General features: G+C 56.9%; 9 protein-coding genes. 6 read left to right on the forward strand and 3 right to left on the reverse strand.

The window, feature by feature from the left end; genetic code table 11:
- Nucleotides 1-172 precede the first annotated feature (172 nt).
- The 3 genes from ACR0AZ_RS01175 to ACR0AZ_RS01185 all read right to left on the reverse strand — a co-directional run bounded on the left by ACR0AZ_RS01175 (nucleotide 173) and on the right by ACR0AZ_RS01185 (nucleotide 2859).
- Nucleotides 173-1339 carry an alpha-hydroxy acid oxidase gene (locus ACR0AZ_RS01175; RefSeq protein WP_480469083.1) on the reverse strand — a complete coding sequence of 389 codons (1167 nt, stop codon included), beginning with the start codon at nucleotides 1337-1339 and terminating at the stop codon, nucleotides 173-175.
- 172 nt (nucleotides 1340-1511) lie between these two features.
- Nucleotides 1512-2303: a tryptophan synthase subunit alpha gene (trpA, locus tag ACR0AZ_RS01180; RefSeq protein WP_480666574.1), complete on the reverse strand. Its 792-nt coding sequence runs from the start codon at nucleotides 2301-2303 to the stop codon at nucleotides 1512-1514.
- A gap of 70 nt (nucleotides 2304-2373) precedes the next feature.
- Nucleotides 2374-2859, reverse strand: coding sequence for an acyloxyacyl hydrolase (locus tag ACR0AZ_RS01185; RefSeq protein ID WP_480469085.1), 486 nt, complete (start codon nucleotides 2857-2859; stop codon nucleotides 2374-2376).
- Between the two features lie 199 nt (nucleotides 2860-3058).
- Here ACR0AZ_RS01185 and ychF point away from each other — a divergent pair, with 199 nt between their 5' ends.
- From ychF to ACR0AZ_RS01215, 6 genes are all read left to right on the forward strand, one after another.
- Nucleotides 3059-4156, forward strand: a complete 1098-nt coding sequence (gene ychF, locus ACR0AZ_RS01190) for a redox-regulated ATPase YchF (protein ID WP_480469086.1) — start codon at nucleotides 3059-3061, stop codon at nucleotides 4154-4156.
- 68 nt (nucleotides 4157-4224) lie between these two features.
- The gene (locus ACR0AZ_RS01195; RefSeq protein WP_480469087.1) at nucleotides 4225-4659 is read left to right on the forward strand and encodes an ester cyclase; all 435 of its coding nucleotides are present in this window, start codon (nucleotides 4225-4227) and stop codon (nucleotides 4657-4659) included.
- Nucleotides 4660-4822: 163 nt separating this feature from the next.
- The gene (locus ACR0AZ_RS01200) at nucleotides 4823-5704 is read left to right on the forward strand and encodes a LysR family transcriptional regulator (protein ID WP_480469088.1); all 882 of its coding nucleotides are present in this window, start codon (nucleotides 4823-4825) and stop codon (nucleotides 5702-5704) included.
- Between the two features lie 85 nt (nucleotides 5705-5789).
- On the forward strand, nucleotides 5790-7493 hold the full coding sequence (locus ACR0AZ_RS01205) for an NAD(P)H-dependent oxidoreductase subunit E (RefSeq protein WP_480666575.1): 1704 nt from the start codon (nucleotides 5790-5792) through the stop codon (nucleotides 7491-7493).
- Nucleotides 7494-7506: 13 nt separating this feature from the next.
- On the forward strand, nucleotides 7507-10290 hold the full coding sequence (fdhF, locus tag ACR0AZ_RS01210; protein WP_480666577.1) for a formate dehydrogenase subunit alpha: 2784 nt from the start codon (nucleotides 7507-7509) through the stop codon (nucleotides 10288-10290).
- A gap of 582 nt (nucleotides 10291-10872) precedes the next feature.
- Nucleotides 10873-11835 carry a porin gene (locus ACR0AZ_RS01215; protein WP_480469091.1) on the forward strand — a complete coding sequence of 321 codons (963 nt, stop codon included), beginning with the start codon at nucleotides 10873-10875 and terminating at the stop codon, nucleotides 11833-11835.
- Nucleotides 11836-11841: the final 6 nt, after the last annotated feature.

Genomic DNA, 11841 nt, shown 5'->3' on the forward strand with positions numbered 1-11841 from the left:
TGGAAAGGGCTTTTTGGTCAGCAGGGAATTTTGCGAGGCTCTGCCTCGCGCTCCGAGATATTTATAGCCAGATGAAGAACGGATCCCCTGCTTCATCTGGCTATAGATATCCCGGGGGAGACGCCCGAAGGGCGGCGGGGGCAGAGCCCCCATCCTTGATTGCGGCTGCAAATCAATCCTGCCAGCGACCGCCAAAATCCTCGGGTATCAGAAGATTATGACGCCCCAGATCAGCCACGTTGCGTTCGCCGCAGAGCGCCATTGTCGTGTCCAGCTCTTTCTGGATCACTTCCAGAGCGGTCGTCACGCCTTTCTGGCCCATCGCCCCCAGACCGTAGACAAAGGCGCGGCCAATGAAAGTGCCCTTGGCGCCAAGCGCCAGCGCTTTCAGCACATCCTGACCCGAGCGGATGCCGCTGTCGAGATGCACCTCGACGTCGCCGCCGACCGCGTCCATGATCTCAGGCAAAACTCGGATCGAGCTGAGTGCGCCATCCAGCTGTCGCCCCCCGTGGTTCGAAACCACGATTGCATCCGCACCCAGCTTGGCGGCCATTTTGGCATCTTCCGCATCCAGAATGCCTTTGAGGATCACTTTGCCGCCCCATTGCTCCATCAACTTCTCGACCTTACCCCAGTCGAGGCTAGGGTCGAACTGCTCTGCCGTCCACGTGCCCAGTGATCTGGTGTCGGTTACGTTGTCGACATGACCGACGATGTTGCCGAATTCTCGCCGCTTGGCGCCGAGCATCTCGATACCCCAAGCCCATTTTGTCATCAGGTTGGCAATGGTTTTGGGGGTTAGCTTCGGCGGGGCGGAGAGGCCGTTTTTCAGGTCTTTGTGCCGTTGACCCAGGATCTGCAGGTCGAGCGTGATGACAAGGGCTGAACATTTTGCGTCTTTGGCCCGCTGGATCAGTCGACCGACATAGTCCTGATCCTTCATGGTATAGAGCTGGAACCAGAATGGTGCCGAGGTGTTTTCGGCGACATCCTCGATCGAGTTGATCGACATTGTCGAAAGCGTAAACGGAACACCAAAAGCTTCGGCAGCTTTGGCCGCTTTGATCTCACCATCGGCGTGCTGCATCCCGGTCAGGCCCACAGGTGCCAACGCGACCGGCATCGACACATCCTGCCCAATCATCTGCGATGCTGTCGAGCGTCCGGTCATGTCGACTGCAACCCGCTGCCGCAGGCGAATGTCTTCGAAATCCGAGCTGTTCTCGCGGAAAGTCTGCTCAGTCCAGCTGCCGCTTTCGGCATAATCATAAAACATACGTGGAACGCGACGTTCGTAGATTCGTTTGAGGTCTTCGATATTGGTGATCACGGGCATGACATCAGGCCTTTGCAGGATTGGTTAAGTTTCTTTACCAATTCTTGAAGCCCTGTGCAACATCGCGTGAATGCGGTGGGTTGCCGCGCTGATCACGAGGTCCAATGACAAAGCCCCAGCCGACAGGATGTCCGCTGGGGCTTGTAGAAAAAGTTGTAACTCAGAAGGTCAGTCAGGCTGAATGCGCGCCGTCTGCCAGAGACTTGACGAAATCAAGGACCTCAGCCGCCGGTTTGCCCGCGCCAATCTGGCTGACAATGGCCGAACCAACCACTGCTCCATCGGCGACACTGGCGATTGCGCGCGACTTTTCGGGCGTGTTGATGCCAAAGCCGACAATGACGGGCAGGTCGGTCTTGGCCTTGATCCGTGACACTTCGGGGCCGACATCGGTCGCCTGAGCCTCGGCAGCGCCTGTGATGCCCGTGATCGAGACATAGTAGACGAAGCCAGATGTGTTCTGCAAAACGCGTGGCAAACGTTTGTCGTCGGTGGTTGGCGTTGCCAGTCGAATGAAGTTCAGACCCGCGGCCTGTGCTGGGAGGCACAGCTCCTCGTCTTCCTCAGGCGGCAGATCGACCACGATCAGCCCGTCTATCCCCGCTGCTTTGGCGTCTTCCAAAAAGGTGTCGACGCCCCGGCTGTAGATCGGGTTGTAATACCCCATCAGCACGATCGGGGTTGTATCATCCGTTTCGCGAAATGCGCGCGCGAGATCCAGAGTACGCTGCAGGGTCATACCACCATCAAGCGCGCGCTGACCTGCGGCCTGAATGGTTGGCCCATCTGCCATCGGGTCGGTAAACGGCAACCCCAGTTCGATCACATCAACCCCTGCACCGGGCAAACCCTTGACCACCTCAAGCGACGTTTCATAGTCCGGATCACCGGCCATGATATAGGCAACAAAGGCCTTCTTCCCTTCGGCTTTCAAAGCGGCGAATTTGGCGTCGATACGGGTCATCGGAATTCCTTGCACACGAGGTTTGGACCTGATGTGCAGAAACTTGACCCGAAAATCAATCCCGGTTGCCTCAGAACGCGTAATGATATCTCAGGAACACCGAGTTCACGCCCGGATTGTCATCCTGGGTGCTGGCGTTCGAGATGTGCGTGATTGCCAGGGACACCTTGTTGCCGCTGTCGAGCGTATACCCCAAACCCAGCAGGCTGCGGATCTGGAAGCTACCACCCAGATCGTTTGCTGCGTTTGATTCATTATAGTAGCCCGGGAAGACGCTTCCTTCGACGAACCAGCGATCTGCAAAACTGTAGAGCCCGACCAAACCGGCACCCAGATGCGTGTCACCATCGGAATCGACTGTCAGGGCAGCCCCCCATGTGGCGCTGAACCGGGTTGCCTCGTGAAACGGGCGGTGCTGATATTCCAGCGAGAATATTGCCTGATCGTCACCCGAGCCAGCCGAGTAGTCCGCATATCCTGCGCCAAAGATAACAGATTGTGCCTGAGCTGCACCTGCTGCAGCCAGTGTAAATGCCAATACAAGAAGGGATTTCATCTTCACTACTATGTCCGTCGTTTTCTGATTACTTTTATTGGTGACTGTAAGTGCGTGATTTCAATACGCGCAAGAACACAATGCGATCTCGCTTTCGTGATGTGGCAGAATGGACTCGGCGCAAGACGGACACCCATGCCTTGCGCATTGCCGCTGACCTGCATAGAAGCAGCGCGCAACCGGTATGCAGGAGGCCGTGATGGGCTTTAAAATGGGAATTGTGGGTCTGCCGAATGTGGGCAAGTCGACCTTGTTCAACGCGTTGACCAAAACCGCAGCCGCGCAGGCGGCGAATTTCCCCTTCTGCACCATTGAACCCAATGTGGGCGATGTAGCCGTTCCTGATGATCGGCTGGACAAATTGGCGGCGATTGCGTCATCCAAGCAGATCATTCCCACGCGGATGACATTTGTGGATATCGCCGGTCTGGTAAAAGGGGCCTCGAAAGGCGAGGGTCTGGGCAACCAGTTCCTGGCGAATATCCGCGAGACTGACGCCATTGCCCATGTGCTGCGTTGTTTCGAAGATGGTGACGTGACCCATGTCGATGGCCGCGTTGATCCGGTTGCCGATGCCGACACGATTGAGACCGAGCTGATGCTGGCCGATCTGGAAAGCATCGAAAAGCGCCGCGCCAATCTGGTGCGCAAGCTGAAAGGCAACGACAAAGAGGCGCAGCAGCAGGACCGCCTGTTGGCCGAGGCACAGGAAATGCTGGAAAGCGGCAAGCCTGCGCGTCTGGTCGAGGTGTCGGACGAAGACGCCAAGGCGTGGAAGATGCTGCAACTGCTGACCACAAAACCGGTGCTCTATGTCTGCAACGTGTCCGAGGAAGAAGCCGCCGAAGGCAACGAATATTCGGCTAAGGTTGCCGAGATGGCAGCGGAGCAGGGCAACTCTCATGTCATCATCAGTGCCAAGATCGAAGAAGAGATCAGCCTGCTGGAAGACGACGAAGCGCAGATGTTCCTTGAGGAGATGGGTCTGGAAGAACCCGGTCTCGACCGCCTGATCCGCGCGGGCTACGACCTGCTGAAACTGGAAACCTATTTCACCGTCGGCCCGAAAGAGGCCCGTGCCTGGACCATCCGCACCGGAACCGCCGCGCCGCAGGCGGCAGGTGTGATCCATGGCGATTTCGAAAAGGGTTTCATCCGCGCCGAGACCATCGCCTATGACGACTACATCGCCGCGAATGGTGAGCAGGGAGCGAAAGAAGCGGGCAAGATGCGGGCCGAGGGCAAGGGCTACATCGTCAAGGACGGTGATGTGATGCACTTCCTCTTCAATACCTGAAGCGGTGCAATTGCTTCGAGAAATGTGCTATCTGCAACGGAGTTTTTTCTAAACTTGGTTGGGTTGGGATGGAAAACGCAACTCTCGAAGCAAACAAGGCCGTTGTGAAGAGATATATCGACGAAATACAAAACGGTCATTCGCTCGACGCTATTTACGACATTTTCGCGGAAGACTTCGTCGATCACACATCGAGCGGGGGAGGTGCGTTTGTCGGCGGCATTGAAGGTCTAAAAAATGGATATGCAACTTTCTTGCAGGCGTTCCCCGATTTACATGCAACTGTAGAAATGATGATCGCCGAGGGCGATAACGTTGTCGCGTACAAGACGCTTACGGGAACGCATACGGCTGAGTGGTTGGGCGTTCCTGCGACCGGGCACCCGGTAAAGTTCAAGATTATCAGTATCTATAAAATCAAAGACGGAAAGCTCTCCGAATTTTGGGGATTGCAGGACGAGAATACGCTCAGGCAGCAATTGGCAAACACTCCAACTGGTTAGTCAAAGCACGCGCACTATAGCCCTAAAATGCTATCTGTGTTTGAAATCCAAGCGCCGGGTTTCAGTAACATAATCAGGACGCTAAGAAGAATAGATGCGGGCTTACTTTTTTCCGTCCGATACGCTGTAGTGTTGGGCCGACCCGTAACCCGAGAAAAGATAGATGATTGAAATCCGTGACCTACAACTCCTCAGCGCCTTGGCGCGGCATCGGCATTTTGCCAAGGCGGCGGAAGAATGCGGAATTTCTCAGCCTGCGTTTTCAATGCGCATCCGCAATCTTGAGGATCGTCTGGGCGTCTCCATCGTCCGTCGCGCCAACCGGTTTCAGGGCCTGACTGAAGAGGGCGAGATGATCGTGCAGCGTGCGCGGCGTATCCTTGACGATACCAAGGCCCTGGAGCAGCAGGTGCTTGCCTCGAAGGGTGAAATTACAGGTACATTGATCTTGGGCGTGATTCCGACGGCGATCGCCTTCACTGGCCGGTTGATAAAGCGCCTGCAGTTGGCGCATCCGCGTATTCTCTCTCGAATCGAAACCATGTCCGCGACAGCGATCCAGCACCGGTTAGATGAAGGCAGCCTGGATGCGGGCATTACATATGGCGACAGTATCGGCACAGATTTGAGGCAGGTGCAGCCGCTCTATGAGGAAACTTATGTTTTGTTGGTTCCATCGCATATGACGGATGAAACCGACCCGATCCCGTGGGCGCGGGTTGCCGAGTTTCCCATCAGCCTGTTGGAGCCGCAGATGCAGAACCGACGTATTCTGGATCGCATTTTTGCCGAGCAGGGCCTGCATCCCCATGTGGTTGCCGAAACCAGCGGTTTTACCGCCTCGATGGTGATGGCGCGCGAGGGGTTGGCGGCTACCGTGGTTCCTCGGGTGTTGGTCCGCGCGCTGGGCGATTTGAAGGGGACAAAAGTGCTGCCTTTGGTCGATCCTCTTGTCAGCAAACCGATTTGTCTGGCGACCCTGACCCGCGATCCTGAACTGCCAACGGTCGAGGCTTTGCGTGCCGTGGTGACGTCTTTACGGTGATAAGCTGTCGTTATCGTGCGATTGCGACAAGCGATTTGACGATATGCTATTCTGATGAGACACGGAGCCTCAATCGGAGGGCATCATGGCACCATTAGATACCAAGCCATCAGGCGCGCCAAAGGGCGTCTGGAAGTCAGGTAAAGGCAAGGGGCGGCACACGCCCAAAGGCCGTCAATTCTCGGATGAGGCACAGGCAGAGATTCATCGCCTGCTGGGTGATCGCCCGCGCCGCCGCGACCTGCTGATCGAATTCTTGCATTTGATACAGGACGAACACGGCCACATCAGCGCCGACCACATCGCAGCACTTGCGGTTGAGATGCGCATCGGTCAGGCCGAGATCTATGAGACCGCCACCTTCTATGCCCATTTCGACGTCGTGAAAGAAGGCGAGACGCCTCCTCCTGCGTTGACGATCCGCGTCTGTGATTCTCTGTCCTGCGAGATGGCTGGTGCCCAACAGTTGCAGAAAGCTCTGGAAGACGGTCTGGACCCGGCTGAGGTGCGCGTTGTCCGCGCGCCCTGCATGGGCCGATGCGACACGGCTCCGGTGCTTGAGATCGGTCACAACCATATCGATCATGCGACCCCCGAAAAGGTGCAGGCCGCAATTGCCGCCGATGATACCCATGCGCACCTGCCCGTCTACGAAACCTTCGCGGCCTATGAGGCGGATGGCGGTTACGCCAAGCTGAAAGAACTGCGCGATGGCGGTGATTGGGAAAAGGTGCAGGAAGATGTCCTGACCTCGGGCCTGCGCGGTCTGGGCGGCGCAGGATTCCCGTCCGGCAAGAAATGGGGCTTCGTTCGCATGAACGAAGGTCCGCGCTATCTGGCCGTGAACGGGGACGAAGGCGAGCCCGGCACGTTCAAGGACCGTTACTATCTGGAACGCACGCCGCATGTCTTCCTTGAAGGGATGCTGATCGCCGCATGGGCGGTCGAGGCCGAGACCTGCTTTATCTACATGCGTGACGAATATCCGGCGGTTCTGGAGATTCTGCGTCGGGAGATTGCTGCGCTGGAGCAGGCCGGGATTGTTGAGCCCGGTTACATCGATCTACGCCGGGGTGCTGGTGCTTACATCTGTGGTGAAGAGTCCGCGATGATCGAGTCGATCGAAGGCAAGAAGGGCCTGCCGCGCCATCGTCCTCCGTTCGTGGCGCAGGTTGGGGTCTTTAACCGCCCGACCTTGGTGCACAATGTTGAGACGCTCTATTGGGTCACCAAAGTGTGCCGCGAGGGGCCGGAATGCCTCAACAGCACTGAAAAGAATGGCCGCAAAGGTCTGCGCAGCTATTCGGTCTCGGGCCGAGTGGCCAAGCCGGGGGTCTACCTGCTGCCTGCGGGGTCAACCATTCTGGATGTGATCGAAGCTGCTGGAGGCATGGCCGAAGGTCATGTGTTCAAAGCGTATCAGCCGGGCGGCCCGTCCTCGGGCCTGCTGCCCGCATCGATTGACGATGTGCCGCTGGACTTCGACACCTTGCAGCCGCTGGGCACCTTCATCGGCTCCGCCGCCGTGGTGGTTCTGTCCGATCAGGACACCGCGCGGGATGCGGCGCTGAACATGCTGCGCTTCTTCGAAGACGAAAGCTGCGGCCAGTGTACGCCCTGCCGTGCCGGCTGTGAAAAGGCGGTGAAGCTGATGCAGGCCGACAAGTGGGATCAGGACCTGCTGGAAGACCTGTGTCAGGTGATGGGCGACGCCTCGATCTGCGGTCTGGGGCAGGCGGCCCCGAACCCGATCCGCCTTGTCATGAAACACTTCGCTGACGAAATCTGAGGGAGACAGAGCCATGCTTGATGCAAGCCCAAACAAGACCGTCACCTTCAACCTGAACGGCGAAGATGTCACCGTGCCCGAAGGCTGGACCATCTGGGAAGCCGCCAAGGGGCAGGGGTTCACCATCCCGCACCTGTGCCACAAGCCACAGCCGGGCTACAAGCCCGATGGCAACTGCCGCGCCTGTATGGTCGAGGTGGAAGGCGAGCGCACGCTGGTCGCCTCGTGCATCCGCCCTGCAGCGGACGGTATGGTTGTGAAGACCGACAGCGAGCGTGCTGAGAAGTCGCGTGCTATGGTCATGGAGCTTCTGGTAGCTGACCAGCCTGAAGAAGCACACGACACGTCCAGCCATTTCTGGGACATGGCCAAGCTGAACGATGTCAGTGAAAGCCGTTTCCCAGCCAAAGAGGCCGAGAAGATCCCGCTGCTGGATGACAGCCACGTTGCGATGCGTGTCAATCTGGATGCCTGCATCAACTGCAACCTCTGCGTCCGCGCCTGCCGTGACGTGCAGGTGAATGACGTAATCGGTATGGCCGGTCGCGGTCACACTGCGCAGGTGGTGTTCGACCAGAACGATCCGATGGGCGCCTCGACCTGCGTGGCCTGTGGTGAATGCGTTCAGGCCTGTCCGACAGGAGCGCTGATGCCCGCTACGGTGCTGGATGACCAGCAACAGGGCGACAGCAAAGACTACGATTCCGAGACCGAAAGCGTCTGCCCGTTCTGCGGGGTTGGCTGCAAGGTCTCGCTGAAGGTCAAAGATGGTAAGGTCAAATATGTCGAGGGCATTAACGGTCCCGCCAACGAAGGCCGCCTCTGCGTCAAAGGCCGCTTTGGCTTTGATTACATCCACCACCCGCATCGCCTGACCAAACCGCTGATCCGACGCGAGGATGCGCCTGAGAAAGGTCTGAATGTCGATCCATCGGACCTGTCGACCCATTTCCGCGAAGCGACATGGGAAGAGGCGATGGATTTGGCTGCCTCCAAACTGATGGCCTTGCGTGAGGAAGACCCGCGCAACGTTGCAGGCTTTGGCTCGGCCAAGTGTACCAACGAAGAGGCCTATCTGTTCCAGAAGTTCATCCGTCAGGGCTTCAAACACAACAATGTCGACCACTGCACCCGTCTGTGCCACGCGTCGTCTGTGGCGGCTCTGATCGAGAACGTTGGCTCGGGTGCCGTGACCGCGACTTTCAACGAGATCGAAAACGCGGATGTGGCGATCATCATCGGGGCCAACCCGATTGAAAACCACCCCGTTGCGGCCACCTACTTCAAGCAGTTCACCAAACGCGGCGGCAAGCTGATCGTCATGGACCCGCGCGGCGTTGGCATGCGCAAGTTTGCCGATGAAATGCTGCAATTCCGCCCCGGCGCGGATGTCTCGATGCTGAACGCGATCATGAACGTGATCGTCGAGGAAGAGCTGTATGACAGCCAGTATATCCATCGCTGGACCGAAAACTGGGAGGCAGAGAAAGAACACCTGCGCCAGTTCACGCCCGAGGCGATGGCGCCGATCTGCGGTATCGAACCGGATCAGCTGCGCCGTGTTGCGCGCACCTTTGCGCAGGCCAAGGCCGGTCTGATCTTCTGGGGCATGGGCGTCAGCCAGCACATCCACGGCACGGATAACTCGCGCTGCCTGATCAGCCTTGCGTTGATGACCGGTAATGTCGGCAAACCCGGTGCGGGTCTGCACCCGCTGCGTGGTCAGAACAACGTGCAAGGTGCGTCTGACGCAGGCCTGATCCCGATGTTCCTGCCGGACTACAAGACGGTCACGGATGACAGTATCCGGGCGCAGTTTACGGATGTCTGGGGCTCGGACGATTTCTCGAACGAGAAGGGGCTGACCGTTACCGAGATCATCGACCAGGCCTATGAAGGCAACATCAAGGGTATGTACATCATGGGTGAAAACCCGGCCATGTCCGACCCTGATGTGGGCCACGCGCGCGAGGCTCTGGCCAAGCTGGAGCTGATGATCGTGCAGGATATCTTCCTGACCGAAACGGCGAACTATGCCGACATCATCCTGCCCGCCTCAGCGCTGTATGAGAAGAACGGCACCGTGTCGAACACCAACCGTCAGGTTCAGCGGGTGCGCCCGGCTGTGACCCCTCCGGGTGAGGCGCGCGAGGATTGGCGGATCACCGTCGAGCTGGCGCAGCGCATCGGATTGAACTGGGATTACACCGATGTGTCTCAGGTCTTTGCCGAGATGAAGCTGACCATGGAGTCGCTGAACAATATCACCTGGGAACGGCTTGAGAGCGAGACGATCACATACCCGTCTCTCAGCGAAACCGATCCAGGGCAGTCCATCGTGTTCGGCGACGGGTTCCCCCGCGCGGATGGTAAGGCCAGATTCACACCGGCCAGCATCATCCCGCCGGATGAGGCCCCGGATGAAGACTATCCGATGATCGCCACCACCGGACGTCAGCTGGAGCATTGGCACACAGGTTCGATGACTCGACGTGCAACCGTTCTGGACGCGGTGGAACCCGAGGCGAACTGCTCGATGAACCCGCGCACGCTCAAACTGATGGGGATTGAGCCGGGTGAAACGATCCGTCTGACCACCCGTCGCGGTTCGATTGAGATCATGGTTCGCGCGGACCGGGCGATTGCCGAGGATATGGTGTTCATCCCGTTTGCATATGTCGAGGCGGCGGCGAATATCCTGACCAACTCGGCCATCGATCCTTATGGTAAGATCCCAGAGTTCAAGTTCTCGGCAGTCCGGATTGAAAAGATCGAAGACGCCATCGCTGCGGAATAGCGGAAGCAGTGATTTGACATAATTTTTAGGGCGGCTCTGAACAAGGCCGCCCTTTTTTGTTTCACCATCGAAACCCGCGATAAAGATGTTGAATTTGCTGGCTGCCAACGTTCGATTGCCCAGTGCAATCGCTCATGAGAACGGACGGGTTCATCGGAAAAAACGGGCCATTAATCACTCAATGTAACGTTTCAATGGTTGGTAAGACACACGATAACGTTATGCCGAAATCTGTGACTTTCAGGCCGCGTCGAAGGCTGAGAAACAAAAGGCATTTTGCGAGTATAGCGCAATCGAAAGAATGGGATTTGACAAGTGAAGTCGCGCGAATCCTGATATAATAAGTTATATTTATCAAAATGTTATGAGTGCATCGTGGGCGAATTTATGGACCTGTCATGTGGCCCGATTTCTGTTTTTTTGTGAATTGATCTTCATTAAGCACATCCGATCCAGAGGGGCAGATATCGTGTGGTCTTTCCTGAATTGACCCGGGCGTATTGCAGGTCAATCGGATTTGACCGATGAGGACCCGTGCCAGCTTTTGCAGCAAGCTCATTCACTCAAATTACGGAACACGACATGAAACATGTTCTCTTCGCTTCTGCGGCGCTGTTTGCGACCGCAAACGTCGCCGTGGCTGACGTAAAGTTCAGTGGTTTTGCCCGCTTTGGTATCGGCTATCAGGAAGATCGCTCAGCTGATGAAAATGTTGACGACACCATTTTGGTTTCGCGCTTCCGCCTGAATCTCGACGGGGATGCGGAAACCGATACAGGCATCAAATTCTCGGCACGAGTTCGTCTTCAGGCGGACGAAAGCAGCAGCACTGGTGAGGCTAATCAGGCCGGGCTGAACGGCGCGCGGTTCTCTGTCATCTATGGCGGCCTACGAATTGATGCTGGCAACGTTGCAGGCTCCTTTGACAACTCGGACCTCTATTTCGGGAATGAGCCGGGTCTGGAAGAATTTTTGGGTCAGTATTCGGGGGTCGATTATGAGTTCCTTGAATATTCATCGACCGGAGCAGGTTCGAACGCCGTATTCTTCCAGTACCATATTGATGGTTTTTCCTTCACCGGGTCCTATGATTCCGATAGCGAAGAAGGTGCAGATCGTTGGGATGTCAGCGCTATTTACGCCATAGACAACATTTCAGCCACGCTGATCTACGGTAAGACCGATGGTGTAAACGGAGAGAGCAGCCAGAATCTTGTCGTTCTGGCTTTGGGTGCCGATTTTGGCGATTTCAGCGGCACCCTGCTTGTCGGTCGTGACGGTGATACGCCTGACAATGATTTTGGTGAAGAAACTGATGGTACGACCTATGGTCTGTCACTGGCCTATAACATTGGCGCAGCGACCACATTGACTGCGGCATATGGTGATGGTTCTGCCGAAGGCGATACGCAGCAGTATGGCGTTGGTATTATTCACGATCTGGGCGGTGGTGCCTCGCTGCGCGGCGCTGTTGGGCGCGAAAAAGTTGGCCGTGAAGGTGACGGCCAGGTGCTTGCCGATTTTGGTGTTCGCTTCAATTTCTGAGCCGTT

The sequence above is a fragment of the Ruegeria sp. BE3 genome, assembly GCF_056538865.1.